19 protein-coding genes are annotated in these 21,967 nt (G+C 71.8%); 4 read left to right on the top strand and 15 right to left on the bottom strand.

Features of this window, described 5'->3' with window-relative positions; translation table 11 throughout:
• Positions 1 to 188 precede the first annotated feature (188 nt).
• From IF17_RS0112030 to IF17_RS0112055, 6 genes are all read right to left on the bottom strand, one after another.
• Complete coding sequence (locus IF17_RS0112030; protein WP_018514246.1) at positions 189 to 386, bottom strand: hypothetical protein; 198 nt, start codon at positions 384 to 386, stop codon at positions 189 to 191.
• A 545-nt stretch (positions 387 to 931) separates the two neighbouring features.
• Positions 932 to 2,458 carry a N5-glutamine methyltransferase family protein gene (locus tag IF17_RS0112035; protein WP_030564997.1) on the bottom strand — a complete coding sequence of 509 codons (1,527 nt, stop codon included), beginning with the start codon at positions 2,456 to 2,458 and terminating at the stop codon, positions 932 to 934.
• 163 nt (positions 2,459 to 2,621) lie between these two features.
• A complete protein-coding gene (locus IF17_RS0112040; RefSeq protein ID WP_030564999.1) occupies positions 2,622 to 3,266 on the bottom strand; it encodes a hypothetical protein in 645 nt (214 codons plus the stop codon).
• 339 nt (positions 3,267 to 3,605) lie between these two features.
• Complete coding sequence (locus IF17_RS0112045; RefSeq protein WP_030565001.1) at positions 3,606 to 6,059, bottom strand: sodium-translocating pyrophosphatase; 2,454 nt, start codon at positions 6,057 to 6,059, stop codon at positions 3,606 to 3,608.
• 352 nt (positions 6,060 to 6,411) lie between these two features.
• On the bottom strand, positions 6,412 to 6,864 hold the full coding sequence (locus IF17_RS0112050; RefSeq protein WP_030565003.1) for an ATP-binding protein: 453 nt from the start codon (positions 6,862 to 6,864) through the stop codon (positions 6,412 to 6,414).
• A gap of 219 nt (positions 6,865 to 7,083) precedes the next feature.
• Positions 7,084 to 7,437, bottom strand: a complete 354-nt coding sequence (locus IF17_RS0112055; RefSeq protein ID WP_003967428.1) for an STAS domain-containing protein — start codon at positions 7,435 to 7,437, stop codon at positions 7,084 to 7,086.
• Between the two features lie 79 nt (positions 7,438 to 7,516).
• Here IF17_RS0112055 and IF17_RS0112060 point away from each other — a divergent pair, with 79 nt between their 5' ends.
• The gene (locus tag IF17_RS0112060) at positions 7,517 to 9,985 is read left to right on the top strand and encodes a DEAD/DEAH box helicase (protein WP_076967095.1); all 2,469 of its coding nucleotides are present in this window, start codon (positions 7,517 to 7,519) and stop codon (positions 9,983 to 9,985) included.
• 431 nt (positions 9,986 to 10,416) lie between these two features.
• Positions 10,417 to 10,893 carry a DUF3515 family protein gene (locus IF17_RS0112065; RefSeq protein ID WP_051883964.1) on the top strand — a complete coding sequence of 159 codons (477 nt, stop codon included), beginning with the start codon at positions 10,417 to 10,419 and terminating at the stop codon, positions 10,891 to 10,893.
• A gap of 67 nt (positions 10,894 to 10,960) precedes the next feature.
• Here IF17_RS0112065 and IF17_RS1000000137645 read toward each other — a convergent pair whose 3' ends face one another.
• The 7 genes from IF17_RS1000000137645 to ssd all read right to left on the bottom strand — a co-directional run bounded on the left by IF17_RS1000000137645 (position 10,961) and on the right by ssd (position 16,568).
• A complete protein-coding gene (locus IF17_RS1000000137645) occupies positions 10,961 to 11,551 on the bottom strand; it encodes an Rv3654c family TadE-like protein (protein WP_078615869.1) in 591 nt (196 codons plus the stop codon).
• A gap of 5 nt (positions 11,552 to 11,556) precedes the next feature.
• Positions 11,557 to 12,030, bottom strand: a complete 474-nt coding sequence (locus IF17_RS0112075) for a TadE family type IV pilus minor pilin (RefSeq protein ID WP_051883965.1) — start codon at positions 12,028 to 12,030, stop codon at positions 11,557 to 11,559.
• On the bottom strand, positions 12,017 to 12,178 hold the full coding sequence (locus tag IF17_RS1000000137650; RefSeq protein WP_106980171.1) for a DUF4244 domain-containing protein: 162 nt from the start codon (positions 12,176 to 12,178) through the stop codon (positions 12,017 to 12,019). Before IF17_RS1000000137650 ends, IF17_RS0112075 begins: the two co-directional genes overlap by 14 nt.
• A 247-nt stretch (positions 12,179 to 12,425) precedes the next feature.
• Complete coding sequence (locus IF17_RS0112085) at positions 12,426 to 13,388, bottom strand: type II secretion system F family protein (RefSeq protein ID WP_030565015.1); 963 nt, start codon at positions 13,386 to 13,388, stop codon at positions 12,426 to 12,428.
• Positions 13,385 to 14,287 carry a type II secretion system F family protein gene (locus IF17_RS0112090; protein WP_030565017.1) on the bottom strand — a complete coding sequence of 301 codons (903 nt, stop codon included), beginning with the start codon at positions 14,285 to 14,287 and terminating at the stop codon, positions 13,385 to 13,387. Before IF17_RS0112090 ends, IF17_RS0112085 begins: the two co-directional genes overlap by 4 nt.
• Complete coding sequence (locus tag IF17_RS0112095; protein ID WP_030565019.1) at positions 14,284 to 15,432, bottom strand: TadA family conjugal transfer-associated ATPase; 1,149 nt, start codon at positions 15,430 to 15,432, stop codon at positions 14,284 to 14,286. Before IF17_RS0112095 ends, IF17_RS0112090 begins: the two co-directional genes overlap by 4 nt.
• Complete coding sequence (gene ssd / locus IF17_RS0112100) at positions 15,429 to 16,568, bottom strand: septum site-determining protein Ssd (RefSeq protein WP_030565021.1); 1,140 nt, start codon at positions 16,566 to 16,568, stop codon at positions 15,429 to 15,431. The genes IF17_RS0112095 and ssd overlap by 4 nt, the downstream gene beginning before the upstream one ends.
• 502 nt (positions 16,569 to 17,070) lie before the next feature.
• Here ssd and IF17_RS0112105 point away from each other — a divergent pair.
• Entirely contained in the window at positions 17,071 to 17,916 is an 846-nt protein-coding gene (locus IF17_RS0112105; RefSeq protein WP_030565022.1) for an HAD family hydrolase, read from the top strand.
• A gap of 464 nt (positions 17,917 to 18,380) precedes the next feature.
• On the opposite strand, the gene IF17_RS0112110 is transcribed toward IF17_RS0112105, so the two are convergent.
• Complete coding sequence (locus IF17_RS0112110) at positions 18,381 to 19,205, bottom strand: Fic family protein (RefSeq protein ID WP_030565024.1); 825 nt, start codon at positions 19,203 to 19,205, stop codon at positions 18,381 to 18,383.
• Between the two features lie 102 nt (positions 19,206 to 19,307).
• Between IF17_RS0112110 and IF17_RS0112115 the strand changes: the two genes are divergently transcribed.
• Complete coding sequence (locus IF17_RS0112115; protein WP_030565026.1) at positions 19,308 to 20,303, top strand: ATP-binding protein; 996 nt, start codon at positions 19,308 to 19,310, stop codon at positions 20,301 to 20,303.
• Positions 20,304 to 20,432: 129 nt separating this feature from the next.
• Here the strand turns inward: IF17_RS0112115 and IF17_RS0112120 are convergent, their stop codons facing one another.
• A complete protein-coding gene (locus IF17_RS0112120; RefSeq protein ID WP_030565028.1) occupies positions 20,433 to 21,767 on the bottom strand; it encodes a polysaccharide deacetylase family protein in 1,335 nt (444 codons plus the stop codon).
• Between the last annotated feature and the right edge of the window lie 200 nt (positions 21,768 to 21,967).

Genomic DNA, 21,967 nt, shown 5'->3' on the forward strand with positions numbered 1-21,967 from the left:
CCCGCCCCCGTGTCAAACGGCAAAAGCCCGCAACGGCCACTCGAACGGTAACCCGACTTCCGCCATTCCTGCCGCCCGGACCGTCGGGTCCGCGCCGTGCGAAGCCCGGGCCTGCGGCTTTTCCGGGGTGGTCGCGGTGATCGCCCGGCGCCCCCTCGACCCGGGCGGGGCCCCGGCGGGGGCGGGGATCAGACCAGCGTGAAGCACCACACGCCGAGGACGAGGAAAACTACGCCGAAAAGTGTCGTGAGTGCGGTGGAGGCGACGGGGCTCACACCGTGCAGCACCGGCGCGCGGTGCACGGCGCGCGCCCCGGTCCAGATGAGGAGCGCGGCGCCGAACAGCGCGAAGGCCGTGCCGGCGAAGACTGCTGCGACGCTCTCCATGTCGTACCCCTCGACCCTGTCGTACCGCCCGAGCCCGTCGTACCCGTCGTACGGCTCGATCATGGGGGGAGGCTGCCACCCCGGGGCGTCGCCGACACGAACCCCGGGTGAACAGCACGCACCCACAGGGAGTACCGGGGTCGTCACATGACGTCAGAGGTCGTCGGGAGCGGGGGGTGCGCATCGGCTCCGGGCCGCAGGAGCGGTACGGAGCGGTCAGGAGCGGTACGGAGCGGTACGGATCCGGCCACGGCGGAGGTCGGAGGAATCGGGCCGCCCGGGAGATCAGGAACACCGCGCGGGCGCCGGGCCCGAGCCCTGGCGGAGCGCTCGCGGCGCGCCGAGCGGAATCCGTGGACCGGGCAGGAGGCGGTCGATGTTCAGCGTGAAGGCGCTGATGAGAAGGGCGCCGAGGACATGGGGCGCGGCCTGTCCGATCCGGAGCGGAGTCCGGTGGCGGTGAACACGTGACGCCCCGTCCGATCCGGATCGCTCCGCCCCCGGCCGAAGCCGGAGCTCCGGGCCGGGGCCCCCGGCCCGGAGCCCTAGCCGGAAACGGCCCCCGGCACCGGCACCGGCTCCAGGAAGCCCTCCTCGACCAGCAGCCGGATCGCCTGCGGGGTGCGGTCGCGCAGGAGCACCGGGTCCTCGGACATCAGCTGGGCGATGGCGTCCAGGATCCGCCCGGCGGGCAGCGAGCCGTCGCACACCCCGGCGAACCCGGCGGCCACCGCGTCCACCTTGGTCGCCCGCATCATCCCGCGGTGCTGGCGCAGCACCACATGCTCGGGATCCTCCGCCCCGGGCAGCCCCACCTGCTCCTGCACGACCTCGGCGGCGAGGGTGAAGTGCCCGGCGAGCAGGGCGGCGTCGTCCTGCTCGCGCAGATAGTCCTGGCGGGCGAAGTGCTCCTCCACGGCCCGGCCCAGTGGCTGCTGCACGGTGTGCGGCCACTCCTCGACGACGATCGACGGGTTCCCCGCGGCCGCCGCGGCGGACCTGCGCAGGGTGATCCAGCCGAAGCCGACGGACGTGGTCCCGCGCGCCTCGAACTCGTCGAGCCACGCCTCGTACCGCTCGGCGTACGCGGCCGGATCGCTGCGGTGGTCGCCGCTGTCGCGCAGCCACAGCTCGGCGTACTGCGTGACGTCCTGGACCTCGCGCTGCACGATCCAGGCGTCGCACCCGGCGGGCACCCAGGAGCGCAGCCGGTCCTGCCACTCCTCGCCCTCCACGTGCTGCCAGTTGGCGAGGAACTGGGCGTAACCCCCCTCGTTCAGATGGCTCCCCGCCTGCTGGACCAGGGTGCGGCAGAGGTCGTCGCCGGCCATGCCACCGTCCCGGTAGGTGAGGCGGGCGCCGGGCGAGATGACGAAGGGCGGGTTGGAGACGATCAGGTCGAAGGTCTCCGTGCCGACCGGCTCGAAGAGGGAGCCCTCGCGGAGGTCGGCGGGGGCGGCGCCGGAGAGGGCGAGGGTGAGCCGGGTGAACTCCAGGGCGCGGGGGTTGAGGTCCGTCGCGGTGACGCGGGTGGCGTGCTGGGCGGCGTGCAGCGCCTGGATGCCGGAGCCCGTACCGAGGTCGAGGGCCGAGGCGACCGGCGTACGGACGGTGATGGAGGCGAGGGTGGTGGAGGCCCCGCCGACGCCGAGGACGACGCCCTCCTCGTGCGAGCCGATCCCGCCCGCACCGCCGACCGCGCAGCCGAGGTCGGAGACGATGAACCAGTCCTCGCCGTCCGGACCGCCGTAAGGCCGTACGTCGACGGTGGCGCGGACCAGGCCGCCCTCGACGCTCACCCAGCCGTCCCGGACGCACTCCTCCAGCGGCAGGGCGGCGCGGGCCTGCTCCTCGGGGACGGGGCGCTGGAGGAGGAACAGCCGCACCAGCGTGTCGAGCGGCGACCCGCCCCGGGTGGCGCGCAGGGCGGGCACGGTCTCGCTGCGGGCGAGCGCGGCGTAGGCGGGCGCGCCGAGCCGGTCGAGGAGGCCGTCGGCGGTGAAGGCGGCGGCGAGCAGCGCCTCGCGGAGGCCGGCGGTGTGGTCGGGTGCGGGAAGGCTGGTCTCACTCACCCGACCATTGTGTCCGGTCCCACCGACAACGGCAGCGGCCCGGGCACCCACCGGGTGTCCGGGCCGCCGCACCGAGGCCGTTCTCGCGGTCCTGAGGCCTCCTGGTCTCCCTCAGGGAGGCCAGGAGCGCAGGAGCCGGGAGCCAGCAGCCTGGAGCCGGGTGCTACGCCTTCTTCTCCTCCGAGGGCGAGGCCGACGCCGAGGGGGTCGCCGCGCCCGCGTCCGGCGCCGCGGATCCCCCGGGGCTGGCGGGCCCGGTCGAAGGCGCCGGCTTCTGGCAGCCCTTCTGCTTCGACATCGCGGCGCCGACCTCACCGGACTGGAGCTTCTTCAGCGCCTGGTCACCGCTGGTGCTGATCTTGTTGAGCTCGTCGGCGATGCCCTTGAGGCCGTCGGCGAACTTCGCCTGGTCCTTGGTCTCCAGGGCGTCGACCTTGGTCTTCAGATCCGCGTACGCCGTGGAGGAGGCGTTGAGCTCCTTCACGGCCTCCTTCTGCGTGGTCTCGCCGTCGTCGACCGGCGGCGGGCCGGCCGAGTCCACGGCCGTGCCCAGCGACTTGTACGCCTGGGAGATCTGCTGGAAGGCGGCCGAGTCCGTCTTCTGGACGTCGGCGGGCTTGCTGTTGTCCGCGGTCTGCTGCTGGATGGAGGCGTTGGCGTTGGCGATCTTCTGCAGCTGGGGCTGGACCTGGTCGCAGACCTTCTTGGCCCAGTCGTTCACCTTGTCGTCGCTGTCGTCGCTGCAACCCGACAGCGTCAGTACGAGTACCGCACCGCCGGACAGTGCGGCTGCAAGCTTCTTGTTCACCGGATGGGTCCCTTCCAAGGCTCTCGGCCCCGGAACTTACACGCCGAGGGGGCTCCATCCGGGTGCCGGGCATCCGATGCACACCCTTTTGAAGCCATTTGCACCAAGGGAAATGAGGGAGATGCCACTCGGCCGGAGATTCCTACACCCGTTCGGTCACTCGCCGGAACGACGGGATTCGATCACCGGCCCCCATAAAGGAGCGCGGGTGGGCGGTACGCCATCACGCACCGCGCGGGCGGGCAGTGCGTCAACACGCACCGCGCGGGCCGGCAGTGCGTCAACACGCACCGCCTGCCCGCACAGTGACGGGAGGTCACCCGCTCCGGCAGCGCCGGGCTACGGGGCCGCCGCCGGGTTCGGTGACGGGAGCGACGGACCGCCGCCGTCCGGCGCACCGCTGTCGTCGTCGCCCACGGCGATGCCGCGCCGCTTGGACACGTAGACCGCGCCGACGATGACCACGACGGCGAAGACGGCGACCGCCGCCCGGATCCAGGGGTTCGCGTGCGCCCCGTAGCTGAACTGCACCACCGCCGGGGCGATGAGCAGCGCGACCAGGTTCATCACCTTCAGGAGCGGGTTGATCGCCGGGCCCGCCGTGTCCTTGAACGGGTCACCGACGGTGTCGCCGATCACGGTCGCGGCGTGGGCGTCGCTGCCCTTGCCGCCGTAATGCCCGTCCTCGACGAGCTTCTTGGCGTTGTCCCAGGCACCGCCGGAGTTGGCGAGGAAGACCGCCATCAGGGTGCCGGTGGCGATGGCGCCCGCGAGGTACGAGCCGAGCGCGCCGACACCGAGGCTGAACCCGACCGCGATCGGCGCCAGGACCGCGAGGAGGCCGGGCGTGGCCAGCTCGCGCAGGGCGTCCTTGGTGCAGATGTCGACGACGCGGCCGTACTCCGGCTTCTCCGTGTAGTCCATGATCCCCGGGTGCTCGCGGAACTGCCGCCGGACCTCGTAGACGACGGCCCCTGCGGACCGGGAGACCGCGTTGATGGCGAGCCCGGAGAAGAGGAAGACGACCGCCGCCCCGAGGATCAGGCCGACGAGGTTGTTGGGCTGCGAGATGTCCAGGCTGAGCCCCAGCTCCCCCGCCCCGGCCCCCACGTCGGCGACCGCCGTGGCGATGGCGTCACGGTAGGAGCCGAAGAGGGCGGCCGCCGCAAGAACGGCGGTGGCGATGGCGATGCCCTTGGTGATGGCCTTGGTGGTGTTGCCGACGGCGTCCAGGTCGGTGAGCACCTGGGCCCCGGCGCCGGTCACGTCACCGGACATCTCGGCGATGCCCTGGGCGTTGTCGGAGACCGGCCCGAAGGTGTCCATGGCCACGATGACCCCCACCGTGGTGAGCAGCCCGGTCCCGGCGAGCGCCACCGCGAAGAGCGCCAGCATGATCGACGTACCGCCCAGCAGGAACGCCCCGTAGACGCCGAGGCCGATCAGCAGCGCGGTGTAGACGGCCGACTCCAGGCCGATGGAGATACCGGCCAGCACCACGGTCGCCGGGCCGGTCAGCGAGGACTTCCCGATGTCCTGGACCGGGCGGCGCTTCGTTTCGGTGAAGTAGCCGGTGAGCTGCTGGATCAGCGCGGCGAGGACGATGCCGATGGCCACCGCGACCAGGGCGAAGACCCGCGGGTCGCCGCCGTGCGTGGTGATCGCCTCGTCGGTGACCCCGGTGAGGTCGGCGTACGAGGACGGCAGATAGGCGAACGCGGCCACGGCCACCAGGACGAGCGAGACCACGGCGGAGATGAAGAAGCCCCGGTTGATCGCGGTCATCCCGCTGCGGTCGGCGCGCCGGGGAGCGACGGCGAAGATCCCGATCATCGCCGTCACGACACCGATCGCCGGGACCATCAGCGGGAAGGCCAGGCCGGAGTCGCCGAAGGCGGCCATGCCGAGGATGAGCGCGGCGACGAGCGTCACGGCGTACGACTCGAAGAGGTCGGCGGCCATGCCCGCGCAGTCACCGACGTTGTCGCCCACGTTGTCCGCGATGGTGGCGGCGTTGCGCGGGTCGTCCTCCGGGATGCCCTGTTCCACCTTGCCGACGAGGTCTGCGCCCACATCGGCGGCCTTGGTGAAGATGCCGCCACCGACCCTCATGAACATGGCGATCAGCGCCGCACCGAGGCCGAATCCCTCCAGCACCTTGGGCGCGTCGGCCGCATAGACGAGCACCACACAGGAGGCGCCGAGCAGCCCGAGCCCGACCGTGATCATTCCGACCACACCACCGGTACGGAAGGCGATTTTCGTCGCCCGGTGCGCAACGGTGGTGAGATCCTTTTCCGGTTCGCCTTCTCCCGGAGTCGCCTCACGCGCGGCGGCGGCCACACGCACATTGCTCCGTACGGCGAGTCGCATACCGATGTATCCGGTCGCCGCCGAGAAAAGCGCGCCGACCAGGAAGAAGAGCGAACGCCCCGCGCGCTGCGACCAGTTGTCGGCCGGCAACACCAGCAACAGGAAGAACACGATCACGGCGAATACGCCGACCGTTCGCAGCTGCCGGGCGAGATAGGCGTTGGCGCCCTCCTGGACCGCCGCGGCGATCTCCTTCATACGCTCGGTGCCCTCGCCGGCCGCCAGGACCTGGCGCACCAGCAGCCGGGCGACGATGAGCGCGGCGACGGCGACGACCGCCACGATGATGACGATCAGCCGGTTGTCGTCGGTGAGGACCGCCGCCGCGAGGGAGACGGGCCCGTCGGAAAGTGCGGATTCCTGCGTCGGTGCAGCCGGTACGGCCGGTGCAGCCATTGGGGTGGTGAAGAACTCCGCCATACGTCCTCCTTGACGCTCAGCGCTCAAGACGTGGACGGATTGTAGGGAGCGGAACCGGATCAAAACAGTGGTCCGGAAGAGAATTGATCGCACTCCCCCCAACGCCGAAAGATCGACGGAGGTATTTCCCCGAATGCAGTAACGGGGCAGGGACATTACTCCGGACCACTGCCCAGATGCATTACCGAGAGGGGACGTGCGGGACCGCATGGGAAAGGCCCTGCTCAGCAGGGCCTTGGAAAAGTTGGAAAAGGAAGTGGCACACGGGACACCAGCAGGGCGCCGTACAGGACCTCAGCCCTCAGGGCCGCAGGTCTCAGGGCTGCAGGCCTCAGGGGCGCAGCCGCAGGGCTCAGGGGCGCACCCCGGCGAGGGCCGTCGGCCAGCTCATCCGGATGGTTCCGCCGTCCGCACCGGAACGGACCTCCACGTCGTCGACGAGACCACTGATGACCGCGAGGCCCATCTCGTCCTCGCCACCGTCGCCCTCGGGCTCGTCCGGCCCCCCGGACGCACCGCCGCGCGCTCCGGGCGTGGCGGGGTCGCTCCCGGGATCGGGAACGCCGTCCCCGACCTCGATGGAGAACGCCTTCTCCTCCTCGGTCAGCACGACGCTGACGGGCGCGGTGATGCCATGGCTGCGGTGCAGCCCCACGGCACGGCTGCACGCCTCGCCGACGGCGAGCCTGACCTCGTCGAGCACCGCCTCGTCGACGCCGGCCCGGCGCGCCACGGCGGCCGCCACCAGGCGGGCCGTCCTGACATGTTCAGGCTGGGCACTGAAGCGGAGTTCAACGGTGGCCATGCGATCCCCCTGGAACGTTCGGGCGTACGCGTCAGAGGTCCCGGGCCTGAAGCCCGGCACCTCTGCTCTCCTCACTCCGGAAACCGACGGATCCACAGGGATCGACGGAACCGACAGCCGACCCGGAGGTCGACCGCCTGCCCGCCACGGCACGGTTTCTGCCGTTGTCGGTCCGTTCACTGCCTGACGACCGGCCCGGAGGCCGGTCGGAAGCCGACCTCAGTCGGTGGCGGCAACAGCCTCGTCGACCGTGGTGTGAATCGGGAACACCTTGGTCAGGCCCGTGATCCGGAAGATCTTGAGAATGCGCTCCTGGTTGCAGACCAGGCGCAACGAGCCCTCATGGGCCCGGACACGCTTCAAGCCGCCCACGAGCACGCCGAGGCCGGTGGAGTCGAGGAAGTCGACACCTTCCATGTCGACAACCAGGTGGTAGCTGCCGTCATTCACCAACTCGACCAACTGCTCGCGCAGCTTGGGCGCGGTATACACATCAATCTCGCCACCGACCTCGACGACCGTACGGTCGCCACCAGGCCCGGACACATTGCGAGTCGACAGGGACAGGTCCACGGATCCTCCAGCACCTTGCTATCGAGCGGTCGCCCCTCGGTCTCCCCGACGGAGGCCAGGGGACGGATCGCCAGCCGCGATGGCATTCAATCACTTACCAGCAGCCATGCACGACGCCTTGGGACCATTGTCCGTCACGCCAGTGACACACTCGGTGCCGATGGCCAAGAATCACCGTCCCGGACGACCACCCGAGAGTGGGGACACGCGCCCCTCTCCCGCCATGATCCTCGACCGGCTCGCCACAGGGGCGGGCCGGGCCGCGCGCATCACTCATACGGAGCACTTGCCCCCTAGATCGGGAACCCATGCCATCTGGCCGGATCGCATCCGGCCAGAAGTGATCTCGGCGATCGAAAAAGCCGGAATCGACCATCCGTGGGCCCACCAGGCCGCCGCCGCGGAGCACGCGCTGGACGGCGAATCGGTCGTGATCGCGACCGGTACGGCGTCCGGCAAGTCGCTCGCCTACCTCGCCCCGGTCCTCAGCACCCTGCTGGAGGGCTCCGAGGCCCCCAACGGCCGCGGGGCGACCGCCCTGTACCTCGCCCCCACCAAGGCGCTCGCCGCCGACCAGCGGCGCTCGGTGAAGGCCCTGGCGGCTCCGCTGGGCAACGCCGTACGGCCCGCGGTCTACGACGGGGACACCCCGGTCGAGGAACGCGAATGGGTGCGGCAGTACGCGAACTACGTGCTGACCAACCCCGACATGCTGCACCGCGGGATCCTGCCGTCCCACCCCCGCTGGTCCTCCTTCCTGCGCGCGCTGCGGTTCGTCGTGATCGACGAGTGCCACACCTACCGGGGCGTCTTCGGCTCCCATGTCGCCCAGGTCCTGCGCAGGCTGCGCCGCCTCTGCGCCCGCTACGGGGCGAACCCGGTCTTCCTCCTCGCCTCCGCCACCGCGGCGGCCCCCTCGGTCGCCGCCGGGCGCCTGACGGGCCTGCCGGTCACGGAGGTGTCCGACGACGCCTCCCCGCGCGGCGAGCTGGTCTTCGCCCTCTGGGAGCCCCCGCTGACCGACCTGCACGGCGAGAAGGGCGCCCCCGTACGCCGTACCGCGACGGCCGAGACCGCCGACCTCCTCACCGACCTGACCGTCCAGGGGGTCCGCTCGGTCGCCTTCGTACGCTCCCGGCGTGGCGCCGAGCTGATCTCGGTCATCGCCAAGGAACGCCTCGCGGAGGTGGACCGCTCCCTGCCGAAGCGGGTCGCCGCCTACCGCGGCGGCTACCTCCCGGAGGAGCGGCGCGCCCTGGAGCGGGCCCTGCACTCCGGCGAGCTCCTCGGCCTGGCCGCCACCACCGCCCTCGAACTCGGCATCGACGTCTCCGGCCTCGACGCCGTCGTCATCTGCGGCTACCCGGGCACCCGGGCCTCCCTCTGGCAGCAGGCGGGCCGCGCCGGCCGGTCGGGGCAGGGCTCCCTGGCCGTCCTGGTCGCCCGGGACGACCCGTTGGACACCTACCTGGTGCACCACCCCGAGGCGCTGTTCCGGCAGCCCGTGGAGTCGACCGTGCTGGACCCGGACAACCCCTACGTCCTGGCCCCCCACCTGTGCGCCGCGGCCGCCGAGCTGCCCCTCACCGAGCCCGACATCGCCCTCTTCGGCCCCGCCGTGCCCGAGCTGCTGCCGCAGCTGGAGGCCGCGAAGCTGCTCCGTCGTCGGGCCTCGGGCTGGCACTGGACCCGCCGCGAACGGGCCGCCGACCTCACCGACATCCGGGGCGGGGGCGGGCGCCCCGTACAGATCGTCGAGGAGTCCACCGGCCGTCTGCTGGGCACGGTCGACGCGGCCGCCGCCCACACCGCCGTCCACGAGGGCGCCGTCCACCTCCACCAGGGCCGCACCCATCTGGTCCGGAAGCTGGACCTGGAGGACTCCGTCGCCCTGGTCGAGCAGGCCGACCCCCCGTACTCCACCGTCGCCCGCGACACCACGGCCATCTCCGTCCTGGAGACCGACACCGAGATCCCGTGGGGTCAGGGGCGGCTCTGCTACGGCTCCGTCGAGGTCACCAACCAGGTCGTGTCCTTCCTCCGCCGCAAGCTGATGACCGGTGAGGTCCTGGGCGAGACCAAGCTCGACCTGCCGCCGCGCACCCTGCGCACCCGCGCGGTCTGGTGGACCGTCACCGAGGACCAGCTCGACGCCGCCCGGATCAATCCGGAGATCCTCGGCGGCGCCCTTCACGCGGCCGAGCACGCGTCGATCGGCCTGCTCCCGCTCTTCGCCACCTGCGACCGCTGGGACATCGGCGGCGTCTCGATACCGCTGCACCCGGACACCCTGCTGCCGACGGTCTTCGTGTACGACGGCCACCCGGGCGGCGCCGGATTCGCCGAACGCGCCTTCCACACCGCCCGTACGTGGCTGACCGCGACCCGGGAGGCCATCGCCTCGTGCGAGTGCGAGGCGGGCTGCCCGTCCTGCATCCAGTCCCCCAAATGCGGCAACGGCAACGAGCCCCTGCACAAGCGGGGCGCCGTACGCCTCCTGACCGAACTCCTCAGGGGGGCGCCGCCGGAGGACCGGCCGGAAACCTGACAGATCAGGTCGGCGGCACGGACAAACCCCATTCCTGCCGAGCGCGGGCCTTGCTCGAATCGCTGAGCTTCTCCAGGCAGGTACGCGTGCGAACCGGCCCTCGTGGAATTGGACGCGACGGCCTTGCCCGCCGACTTGTTGCAGATCTTCGAGTTGGCCGGAGTCCACTGGTGGCTCTTCTTCGCCGGCTTGCCGCGCATTGCTCTTCTTGCTGCCGCCCGTCGAAAGGCAGTTGTCCGGCGCCCAGACCCGCTCGACCGAGCACCCGAAACCAGGATTGAACTCCTGCTCACATCAGGTCCCTTGGGGAGGAACCCGAAGAGGTATTGCCTCAAAGGGCAAAGGGGAGACCCGCATTCAGAACGCCTCCCCCCATGCCATAACGTGTCGCACGACCACCTCCCCCGGAGCGGGAAGACGAACTGTTGAGCATGCCCAGCAAACGCACGACCCTCCCCCTGGCCGCTGCCGCCGTGGCTGTCGCCGCCGTTCTGGTCTTCGTGGTCACCAAGGAGCCCCACTACAACGTCCGGCCGGGCGCCCAGTCCGGCAACGCCCATTGCGGGCGCATAGCGGAGAACGCTCCCGCCAAACTGGCAGGGCACACCAAGCACGCCACCAAACTGGCGGGCGTCGCGCTCTGGGGTGACAGCAACATCGTTCTGCGCTGCGGCGTGACCGACATCGGTCCCATCTCGGACCCCTGCTTCTCGGCCGACGGCGTCGACTGGGTCATCGACCCCACGCGGTCCACCGACACCCAGAAGGTGATCATCACCTATGGCCGCACCCCGGCCACAGAGGTCACCGTCACTCACTCCCCCAAGGCACCCGACGAGATCCTCGGCGAGCTCTCGGCCCTCATCGCGCCGATCACGCAGACCTCGGAGTGCACCCGGTCGGAGTGAGAACCTGCCGTTCCGGGGGACGAAGCGCCGGTGGACAGCGCGTTCGTGACGGGCATCTTCGCCCTCTTCAGCCTCCAGCCCCCGGCGGCGTGGGGGCTTGTCCGGGTGGCGCTCGGGGAACCTGAAAGTCGTGCTCCCAGCGGCCCACTCGGACGTCCGGACCGGCTGACACCGTGCGGTGGCTCGTGGCCGAAGCGAAGGACGACCGGCCGGCCACCGCACGGGGACCCGTCGGAGGGGCGGCCCGGGCCCGGACAGCGGGCGCGTAACGCCCGAGGCTCGACCGGGCGACCACATCGGCGATCTCCCCCTGCACCGAGCAACGGACGAGCACCGCCTTCTGCGCCAGGGCCACCCTCCGGGCCGCCTCGCACGCGGCCTCCGGCCCCTCCAGTGCCCGGTCCGCTGCCGCGAGTGCCGCCAAATCCGCTGCACCACCAGCCCGGTGACGTGCGGTCACGGCCTGCCCCAGCTCAAGCACAAGGGCGAACACCGCGCACAGGGCCACGGTGGTGACAGCCACCCACACCGTCGCCACTCCCCGGTCCGTGCCCCGAAACCGCTCCCCACCCGGCCCCCCGCCCCGGCCCTGGCTCCGGACCCGTCCCCCGACCTCCTCCTGACGGCACCGCCAACGCCCCCCGCTTTCAGGGCCCATCAGCTTCACGGCACAGCACCCCCCGCCGTGTCCTCGGCCAGGGCGGCTGCCTCGGCGCGCAGCGTCACGGCCAGCGCCGACGGCCCCGGAGTGGGCGCCTCCACCGTTACGCGCCACATCTCCCCGGCTCTCCCCACCGCGACCCGGGCCCCACGGGGCGCGGCATCGCGTGTGGCCGTCAGCACCGCCGCCTCCGGCTCCGAACGGGCCGCAGCCCTGGCCCCCGCCCGTGCCGCGTCCACACACCGGATCTGGACCGAGGCCGCCGCCAACGCCCAGAGCAACGCCATGGCGAAGGCCACCAGCACCGGGATCACCACAGCCGCCTCCGCCGTCACCGCCCCACGATCCCGAAGCCGGCACACGCTCCGGCGTCCGGCCCCGCCCTCAGGTCGTCTGCGTCGGCGTCGGCGTCGACGTCCGGCCCCGGCCTCAGGCTGTCTGCGCAGCCGTCCGGCTCCGGCCTCAGAACTTCGCATCGAGTGCGCCCTCGATCACGGACTGCATCGCCGACATGACCGGCCCGCTGTTGACCACCTTGTAGAGCACCGCCGCGAAGGCGCACGCGGCGATGGTGCCCACCGCGTACTCGGACGTGGTCATCCCGCGATCGGACGACCCGCCCAGCCTTCCCTGCCACCGCGCGACCCGCGTCGCCGCCGAGCGGCCCGCCGACCGAGTCGCCCGCGCTGTGCGGCAGAGCGCGCCAACCCCACGCCTCTCTCCTCCCGTTCGCCCCTCCTCTTCCCTTTGCTCCGTCAGTTCCGTGCTTCCCTCGAACATCTTGTTCATTTCGTCCCCCGATGGGCATCGATAGACAACGAGCAGGCGTCCGAACGGAACGCCCGTGAATCGTGAACAGAGGCCGTGCGGCCTAACCCGTGGCCAGCAGTCCGCCGGCCAGGCCGATGATCACCGGTGCCACCCCGACCGCCAGGAAGGCGGGGAGGAAGCACAGTCCGACCGGCGCGGTGATCAGGACCCCGGCCCGCTGAGCGCGAGCCACAGCGGCACCGGCCTGCTCGGCGCGCATCGCCTCAGCCAGCCTGGAGACCGGCTCCGCCGCCGGGGCCCCTGTCGACCCGGCCCGGTGCAGACAGCGGGCCAGCGGTCCGGCGCCCGGTATCACCCCGAGCCGCCCCCACGCCTCGGCGGGCTCCCCGCCGAGGCGGATCTCGGCAGCGACCCGGGCAAGCCGGTCGCCGATCGGGCCGCCGATGGACTCACCGACCGCCTCCGCCGCCTCGCGGGGCCCGGCACCTACGGCGATGCACGCCGCCAGCAGATCGGCGGCCAGAGGGAGCTGTCCGGCGATCGCGGCCTGCTCCTCACGGGACTCGCCCGGGCCGGGCCGGGGCCGGGACCGCTGCCATCGCCACGTCCCGTACGCCGCCGCCGCACCGACGGCACACCCCATCAGGCCGCCGATCAGGAACCACCCGGCCAGCCAGGCGCCGGCCGGAGCGGCCCACCGCAGGACACCGGCACGAGCCCCGGCCCCGCCCCCGGCATCAGCACTCGCACCGGCACCGGCACCGGCACCGGCACCGGCACCACCGACCGTCCGGGCGCCGTCCCCCGTCCGAGCAGGGTCCCCAGCCGCCCGGACACCCTCGCCACCCGCCCGATCTCCGCCGCCCTTCCAGGCCCGTACGACCGCCGTCCGGGACCACCAGCCAGCCCTCACAGCCGGTGCGGCCTCCAGCAGCAGGGCGCCCCGGCCACGCACCACCCTGCTCCGGCGCTCCGCGGCCACGGCGAGCGCCAGCTGCGCCGCGGCCCCCGACAGCGCCCCCACCATCCCCAGGCTGTGGAGAACTTCTCCCGTCGCCCTCATGGCGCCTCCCCTGCCCGCACGATCCGGCAAGCCCAGAAGAGTCCCACCGCTTCCAGGAAGCCCCCCACCGCCAGGCAGAACAGCCCGCCCGGCGTATGGAGCAGCACCCTCAGCGGGTCGGCTCCCAGCGCGGCGCCCAGCCCCAGACCCGCCACCGGCAGCAGGGCCAGAACCACGACGGTCGACCAGGCCCCCGCCAGCTGGGCCCGCAGCTCCTCCCGTCTGCGCCGGTCGGCCCGTAACGCCGTTTCCAAGCGGTCCAGGCCCGCCACGAGACCGGCTCCGCCGTCCACCGCCACCTGCCAGCACGCGGCCATCCCGGACAGGCCTCCCAGCCCCGGCCCGGCCGCCGCCTGCCGCAACGCCCCGGGCACGTCTCCCCCGAAGCGCGCGGCCGCGAGCACAGCGGCCTCCGCGTCCCCGAGCCACGCCCCGCCGCCGGCCCGCGGCTCCCCGTCCGCCGCGCACTCCCTCAGCCCGGCCGACAGGGCCTGGCCCGGCTCGTGGCCGGCCCGCAGCTCCCCGACCACGGCCGCGCACAACGCCGCCACCGAGTCCGCCGCCCGCTCGCGCTGCTGGCGCCGGGCACGGCCGCGCATCCACCTCCGTACCAACGGCACCGCCACGGCTCCGGCGATCAGCGGCAGCGCCGAAGCCCCCAGCACGGCCAGCACCACCGCCACCGGAACGCACCACCACTCGCGCCGCTCCACCGCCAACTCCCGGGCCTTGAGCAGGAAGCGCCATGATCGCCACGCCCGCCACGGCTCGGCCGGCCCGTCCACGAACAGCACCCGCGCCCGCCGGGCCCCGGGCTCCCGCATCGCGACCAGCCACACGGCCGCACCCGCGCACAGGGCCGCCGCATGCGCCGCGTATCCCGCGGTTCCCCCCGTCACAGCGCACCCCCGATCAGCGACTCCAGCCGCGCGCGGCCCCGCTCCGGGACGAACCCGTCGGCGCCCCAGCTCAGAGCGGGCACGGTGAAGACCAGGCCGGCCGCGTCCCGCTCCAGGACGTGCACGTCGGCGATACGTCGCCGTCCGGTCCGGTCCCGTACGAGATGGACGACCACCGAGAGCGCGGCCGCCAACTGGCTGTGCAGAGCCGTCCGGTCCAGGCCCGCGGCGGTCCCGAGCGCCTCCAGCCGGGCGGGCACGTGCTCGGCGGCGTTCGCGTGGACCGTGCCGCAGCCACCCTCATGACCGGTGTTCAAGGCCGCCAGCAACTCCGTCACCTCAACACCTCTGACCTCACCCACCACCAGTCGGTCGGGCCGCATCCGCAGTGCCTGGCGCACCAGGTCGCGCAAGGTCACCCGGCCCGCGCCCTCCTGGTTGGCGGGGCGGGACTCCAGGCGCACCACATGGGGGTGATCGGGGCGCAGTTCGGCGGAGTCCTCGGCGAGCACGATCCGTTCGTCCGCACCGACGGCGCCCAGCATGCTGGCGAGGAGGGTCGTCTTGCCCGCTCCCGTACCGCCGCTGATCAGATACGAGAGACGGGCCTCCACCATGGCCCGCAGGATCCGGTCGCCACCCGGCGGCACGGTCCCGGCCTCCACCAGCTCCGCCAGGGAGAAGGCCCGCGGGCGCACCACCCGCAGGGAGAGGCAGGTCGAGCCGACGGAGACCGGGGGCAGCACGGCGTGCATCCGGGTCCCGTCCGGCAACCGCGCGTCCACCCATGGCCGGGCATCGTCCAGCCGCCTGCCCGCGACCGCGGCGAGCCGCTGGGCCAGCCGCCGAACCGCCGCCGCATCCGGGAAGGTGATCCCTGTGAGCTGAAGCCCGCCGCCCCGGTCCACCCACACCCGGTCGGGCGCGGAGACCAGCACATCGGTCACCTCGGGGTCCGCGAGCAACGGCTCCAGCACCCCGGTCCCGACGAGTTCGCCGCGCAGTTCAGCCGCGGCGCCGAGCACCTCCGCATCGCCCAGCAGCCGCCCCTGCGCCCGAAGCGCGGCCGCCACACCGGCAGGTGTCGGTGCGTCACCACTGCGTGCCAACCGTTGGCGCACGGCGTCCAGGAGCGCATCGGTCATGGTGTGCCTCCCCCGGCCGGAGCCGCGGTGGGACCGGGCTCCCCCGCTGCTGCCGCCGCCTGCTCCCAGAACTCCGCGCAGAAGCGGGCGAGCGGGCCGCGAGCGCTGCCACCCGGTGGCATTCCGGCGTCCTGGGCGGCCAGGAGGTCCGGCTCCGGGGGCAGTTCACCGACGAGCGGCAGGCCGATGGCCTGGGCCACCCAACGCTCGTCGAGACCTGCCGCATACGGTCCCCGGGCCACCACCCGCACGTCGTCCAGCACCATGCGAACCGTGGACGCCACGCGCTGGGCCGCCGCGACCGCCCTCAGCTCGCCCGGCACCACGAGCAGGCCGAGGTCGAGCTGGACCAGGGCTTCCGCGACGCCCTCGTCCACCCGGCGCGGCAGATCGACGACCACCACCCCGCCGAGCCGGCGCGCGGCAGCCAGGACCGCCCGCACGGCCTGCGGGGCGATGGTCACCTCGTCGTCACGGCCCCAGCTCAGCACCCGCAGTCCGTGGAGCGCGGGCAGGGAGTCCTCCAGTGCCCCGCCACCGAGGCGCCCCTTGGAGTGGGCGAAATCCGGCCACCGCATGCCCTCGGCCCGCTCTCCGCCGAGGAGGACGTCGATACCTCCGCCCAAGGGGTCCGCGTCGATCAGCATCGTCCGCCGGCCGGACCTCGCCGCGCTGACGGCGAGGGCACAGGCCAGCGTCGACGCGCCGGAGCCGCCCCGTCCGCCGATCACCCCGACGGTGAGCGCGGGCCTGCCGACGCCCTCCGCCGCATTAGCGATCTGGTCGACGAGCCAGCCCTCCGAATCCGGCAGCCGCAGCACGTATTCGGCCCCGATCTCGACCGCCCGCCGCCAGACGTCCGGGTCGTCCTGGTCCCGCCCGACCAGCATCACCCCCCGTCTGCGGGCGGCCCCGCGGCACCGCGCGGCGGCGTCGTCGCCCACCAGGACCATGGGAGCCCGCTCCCAGCCACCCCGCCGCCCGGGCGGCCCGTGATGAACCTCCGGCTCCGCGCCGGCCGCGGCGCAGAGCCGCAGCAGATCATCGAGCAACTCCACGTCTTCCGTCACGATCAGCGGTCCGCCGCGTCGCCCTTCGGCGACCGTCAGCCCTTCTCGCGTGAGGGATCCAGCCACGATCTCCGCCTCCTTCTCACTGCCCCTTCAGTGCGGTTCGCGGCGATCTCGGGCGTTTCCGAGATGCGCGATTCCGGTACCCGCGGACTTCGCGGGAGGAATCAACGTGCAGCACCCCGGAAAAACATGTGGATCTTGCTCGAAAACTGTGGACAACTTTGGCGTTGTGAATAACTCCGTCACCCGAACCAGCGACTTCCGGAGCGCAGCCTTGCTGCTACACACTGTGACGAGACGAGGCTCGCGTCGACGCCTCGCACGAACGGGCCCCGCAGGGTCCGGAAGGGAGGGAGGCATGGGGCCCGGACGTCAGAAATGCATCCGGACATGCGACGACCCCCGCCGGGGGGGAGAGCGGGGGTCGTCCCCACGGCCGACTCGGGGGGGGAGGAGCCGGACCGGGGTTGGCACGGTCGCGAACGATCCGTGACTTCCATGGTGTACCCGAGGGCCCTCTCAGGCAAACCCACGCGCCGGATTTTACGCCGAATGGCGGCCCCCTATGCTCAGCCTTGTGGAAAACTGCTTCTCGCCGCGCACAGCAGCCTTCTTTGACCTGGACAAGACGGTCATTGCGAAGTCTTCGACGCTGACCTTCAGCAAGTCCTTCTACCAAGGCGGACTGATCAACCGCCGTGCCGTACTGCGCACCGCGTACACACAGTTCGTGTTCCTGGCCGGGGGCGCCGATCACGAGCAGATGGAGAAGATGCGTGCCTACCTCTCCGCCCTCTGCAAAGGATGGAACGTCCAGCAGGTCAAGGAGATCGTCGCCGAGACCCTGCACGACCTGATCGACCCGATCATCTACGACGAGGCGGCCACCCTCATCGAGGAACACCACACGGCCGGCCGCGACGTGGTCATCGTCTCGACCTCCGGCGCGGAGGTCGTCGAACCGATCGGCGAGCTGCTGGGCGCCGACCGTGTCGTCGCCACGCGCATGGTCGTCGGCGACGACGGCTGCTTCACGGGAGAGATCGAGTACTACGCCTACGGGCCGACCAAGGCCGAGGCGGTGAGGGCGCTCGCCGTCTCGGAGGGGTACGACCTTTCGCGCTGCTACGCCTACAGCGACTCGGCGACCGATGTGCCGATGCTGGAAGCGGTCGGCCACCCGCACGCAGTCAACCCCGACCGCGCGCTGCGCCGCGAAGCGACCCTTCGCGAGTGGCCGATTCTCGTCTTCAACCGCCCGGTCCGACTGAAGCAACGGCTCCCTGACTTCTCCATGCCGCCGCGTCCGGCACTCGTTGCCGCCGCCGCGGTCGGCGCCGCAGCCATCACCGCGGGGCTCGTCTGGTACGCGAGCCGTCGGCGTACCGCCGGGTCGGCACTCCCCGGCTGAGGCGACCCGCGAGCGGTGGAGCCGAGCGACACGCGACCCGGGGGAACGGAGCCCCGGGCCGCCGGACCGCCTCGCCGCCCGCACCACTGTCCGATTCACCCTTGATTGAACCTAAAAGTAAAGAAGTGCGGCCAGGGCTTTCCCTTCCCCGGGTCCTGGAGTACAAAGGATTCAACGGCCCGCGAGACCAAGGACATCCGTGAGGATGACCTGTAACGCTGTGACGGCCCCACGGACCGAAGCACGAAAGCCGAGCACCCACGCGACGTCGACCCGTCGATTACGGGCCAGCCGCACCAGGTGACGGGCAAAGTACCTGACCTGATGGGCAATTTACGAGGACGCTTGGTAACTGGGCGGACGTGCCAGCGGCGGTACCGCATTCCGGTACCGCCGCAACCCTTTCCCGGGCTTCTCCTGTCGGCAGGAAGCACCGGCCCCGCCCGCCCGTCTCCCGACGCCGCCTACGCCGCGCCGCGCTGGAGGGCCTCGCAGACCGCCGTCGACTCGCGTACACCCAGCTCCACGGAGCGCCCGCAGTGCGCGATCCACGCGGCCACGCCTTCCGGGGTCCCCGTCGTGTAGCCCTCGAACGCCGCGACGTACGCCGCCCGCCCCTGTTCCGCGTGGCCCACCTCGGCCGGGCAGATGGACTTGGGGTCCAGTCCGCTGCCGATCAGCACGATGCGCTCGGCGGTCCGCGCCACCAGGCCGTTGTGCGAGCCGAAGGGGCGCAGCGCCAGCAGTTCGCCATGGACCACCGCGGCCGTCACCAGGGCAGGGGCCGCGGTGCCCGCGATGATCAACTGCGAGAGGCCTTCGAGCCGTCCGGCCACCTCATCGGCGCCGGGTAGCGGCGCCTCGATCAGCGGCTCGTCGACGGACTCCCCGGCCAGCCGCGGGCGGCCGACCGCGTCGTCGGGCGCGGCCCCGCCGGCCGCGACCAGGTGCAGCCGGGCCAGCACCCGCAGCGGCGACTGCCGCCAGATGGAGAGCAGTTGCCCGGCCTCCGCGGTGAGCCGCAGCGCGGCTCCGACCGTGCGCGCCTCGTCCTCACCGCTGAAGTCGGTACGCCGGCGCACCTCCTCCAGGTTCCAGTCGGCACCGGCGAGCGCCGCCGACCCCCGGGAGCCCCGCAGCGCGGCCTCGGCCGTGACCTCGTTGCTGCGGCGGCGCATGACGCGGTGGCCGTAGACCCGGTCGACGGCCTTGCGTACGGAGTCCACGGCATCGGGCACTCCGGGCAGGGAACCGAGCGTGGCGAGCGGGTCTGAGGCAGTCGTACTCATAAGTAGCGAGGCTACGCGCCCCCTACACCCGGACCGCCCTCAAGTGGCCATCTTCACGAACATCGACAGCGCAGCGCGATCAGTCCACTACCCTAGGTGAACATGAAGATCGCTTTCGTCGGGAAGGGCGGCAGCGGTAAGACCACGCTGTCCTCGCTCTTCATCCGCCACCTCGCCGCCAACGAAGCCCACGTCGTCGCCGTCGACGCCGACATCAACCAGCACCTGGGGGCCGCCCTCGGCCTCGATGAGGCGGAGGCGGCCGCGCTGCCCGCCATGGGAGCGCACCTCCCCCTCATCAAGGACTACCTGCGCGGCACCAACCCCCGGATCGCCTCCGCCGAGACGATGATCAAGACGACGCCGCCCGGCGAGGGCTCGCGGCTGCTGCGGGTAAGCGAGGACAACCCGGTCTTCGACGCCTGTGCGCGTACGGTCCGGCTCGACGACGGGGACATCCGGCTGATGGCCACCGGCCCGTTCACGGAGTCCGACCTCGGGGTGGCCTGCTACCACTCCAAGGTCGGGGCCGTCGAGCTCTGCCTCAACCACCTGGTCGACGGCCCGGACGAGTACGTCGTGGTGGACATGACGGCGGGGTCGGACTCGTTCGCCTCGGGGATGTTCACGCGCTTCGACATGACGTTCCTGGTCGCGGAGCCGACCCGCAAGGGGGTGTCGGTGTACCGCCAGTACAAGGAGTACGCACGGGACTTCGGCGTCGCGCTGAAGGTCGTCGGCAACAAGGTGCAGGGCCCGGACGACCTGGACTTCCTGCGCGCAGAGGTCGGCGACGACCTGCTGATCGGGGTGGGCCACTCCGACTGGGTGCGCTCCATGGAGAAGGGGCGGCCGTCCCGGTTCGAGCTGCTGGAGGCGGACAACCGGATGGCCCTGCAGGCCCTCCAGGACGCCGCCGAGGACTCGTACGGGCTGCGCGACTGGGAGCGCTACACCCGGCAGATGGTGCACTTCCACCTGAAGAACGCGGAGAGCTGGGGCAACGAGAAGACGGGCGCCGATCTGGCCGCCCAGGTCGACCCCTCCTTCGTGCTCGGTGAGCGGCGGGCCGGAGCGGGCGTCCCGGCACCCGCCTGACCCGCGGAGCCCGCACCCGCCGGACACGCCCTGGCCCCTGCCGAACCACCCGCAGGGCCGCCCTCCCGCCGCACCGCGCCGTCACCCCGGCCACATTCGACCGGGGTGACGGGAAGGGGCCGTGAGGTCCTAGCCGGCGTCGCGGGCCGCGGGCTCGCCGGCCTCCGGGCCTGCCGCCTTGCCCTTCTCGGCCTTCGGGGCGGCCGCGGCCTGGGCGCCGAGGTAGGTCTTCCACCCCTCCTTGGGCGCCTCACCGACGCCGAGCGTGGCGAGCTTGGCCAACGCCTGCGGGTCCTGCGCGTCCAGCCAGTCCGCGAGCTGCCGGAAGGAGACGCAGCGGACCTCTTCCTTGGTGCACACCTTCGCGATGGTCTCCTCGATGGCGCGCATGTAGGTGCCGCCGTTCCAGGACTCGAAGTGGTTGCCGATGATCAGCGGCGCCCGGTTGCCGTCGTACGAGCGGTCGAAGGCCTGGAGCAGGCCGTCGCGCATCTGGTTGCCCCAGAACTCATGCTGGGAGGGGTCGCCCTGGGTGGTCGTACCGGACTGGTTGACCATGAAGTTGTAGTCCATGGAGAGGGTCTCGAAGGCGCGGCCGGGCATCGGGACGAGCTGGAGCGGGATGTCCCAGACGCCGTCCTTCTTCTTGGGCCAGACCTGGTTGCCGACGCCGCTGGAGTCGTAGCGGAAGCCCATGTCGCGGGCCGCGGCGACCATGTTCTTCTGCCCTTCGAGGCAGGGGGTGCGGGCGCCGATCAGCTCCTGGTCGTAGTCGAAGGGGAGCGGGGCCTCGCCCTTCAGCTCCGGAGCGTTGGTCTTCCAGTTCTTGACGAAAGCTTTCGCCTGGCTGATCTCGCTCTTCCACTCCTCGACGGACCAGGTGCCCACACCGCCGTCCGGGCCGCAGAAGTGGCCGTTGAAGTGGGTGCCGATCTCGTTGCCGTCCTTCCAGGCGGCGCGTACCTCGGCGAGGGTGTCGCGGATGCCCTCGGTGTCGTTGAAGCCGATGTCGGAACGGCCCGCCGAGTGCTGCGGCGGAGCGTAGAGGGATCGTTTCTCCTCAGGCAGGAGATACACACCGCTGAGGAAGTACGTCATGGTGGCGTTGTACTTCTTGGCGACGCCGCGGAAGTGCGAGAAGAGCTTCTGGCTGTCCTCCCCGGCACCGTCCCAGGAGAACACCACGAACTGCGGCGGCTTCTGACCCGGCGCCAGGCGCTGGGCGGCCGGCAGCTTGGGCTGGGCGCCGGTGAAGGCGGTGGAGCCGTCCCCGATGAGCTTGACGGCGTTCTTCGGGGCGGACTTCGGAGCGTTCTCCTTCGCACCGTGGGCCCCCTTCTCCGCGCCCGCACCCGCCCCGCCGGGCTCGGAACCTCCGGAGCCCGCACCGGAACAGCCCGCGAGTACGGCGACCAGCGCCGCGGTCATGACGCCCGAGGCGATCCTCTTCGTGGCGGCCATCATCCGCCCACCCTCTTCCTTGCAGGTCATTTGCGTTGAGTGCCGACGCGGCGCGGCCAAACTCGCACGGGACCCTGCGCGGAGGAGAGCGACATACCGAATGAAAAGCTGCCTATTCACTGGAACGGGCGAGGAAATGACCTGAATGCCGCGCAGGCGAAGTGCGGGAGAAGCACACGCGAGGCACACGCGGAACACACGCG

It is taken from the genome of Streptomyces cyaneofuscatus, assembly GCF_000718135.1.
In the GTDB taxonomy this organism is placed as follows: domain Bacteria; phylum Actinomycetota; class Actinomycetes; order Streptomycetales; family Streptomycetaceae; genus Streptomyces; species Streptomyces cyaneofuscatus.

Excerpts from the sequence above, each read along its gene's own strand:
- IF17_RS0112110 (WP_030565024.1), bottom strand. The coding sequence starts at position 19,205 with ATGAGTACGACTGCCTCAGACCCGCTCGCCACGCTCGGTTCCCTGCCC.
- IF17_RS0112050 (WP_030565003.1), bottom strand. The coding sequence starts at position 6,864 with ATGGCCACCGTTGAACTCCGCTTCAGTGCCCAGCCTGAACATGTCAGG.
- IF17_RS0112085 (WP_030565015.1), bottom strand. The coding sequence starts at position 13,388 with ATGAGGGCGACGGGAGAAGTTCTCCACAGCCTGGGGATGGTGGGGGCG.
- IF17_RS0112060 (WP_076967095.1), top strand. The coding sequence starts at position 7,517 with ATGGCATTCAATCACTTACCAGCAGCCATGCACGACGCCTTGGGACCA.
- IF17_RS0112120 (WP_030565028.1), bottom strand. The coding sequence starts at position 21,767 with ATGATGGCCGCCACGAAGAGGATCGCCTCGGGCGTCATGACCGCGGCG.
- IF17_RS0112095 (WP_030565019.1), bottom strand. The coding sequence starts at position 15,432 with ATGACCGATGCGCTCCTGGACGCCGTGCGCCAACGGTTGGCACGCAGT.
- IF17_RS0112045 (WP_030565001.1), bottom strand. The coding sequence starts at position 6,059 with ATGGCGGAGTTCTTCACCACCCCAATGGCTGCACCGGCCGTACCGGCT.
- IF17_RS0112030 (WP_018514246.1), bottom strand. The coding sequence starts at position 386 with ATGGAGAGCGTCGCAGCAGTCTTCGCCGGCACGGCCTTCGCGCTGTTC.
- IF17_RS0112075 (WP_051883965.1), bottom strand. The coding sequence starts at position 12,030 with ATGCGAAGTTCTGAGGCCGGAGCCGGACGGCTGCGCAGACAGCCTGAG.
- IF17_RS0112115 (WP_030565026.1), top strand. The coding sequence starts at position 19,308 with ATGAAGATCGCTTTCGTCGGGAAGGGCGGCAGCGGTAAGACCACGCTG.
- IF17_RS0112065 (WP_051883964.1), top strand. The coding sequence starts at position 10,417 with ATGCCCAGCAAACGCACGACCCTCCCCCTGGCCGCTGCCGCCGTGGCT.
- IF17_RS0112105 (WP_030565022.1), top strand. The coding sequence starts at position 17,071 with ATGCTCAGCCTTGTGGAAAACTGCTTCTCGCCGCGCACAGCAGCCTTC.
- IF17_RS1000000137645 (WP_078615869.1), bottom strand. The coding sequence starts at position 11,551 with ATGGGCCCTGAAAGCGGGGGGCGTTGGCGGTGCCGTCAGGAGGAGGTC.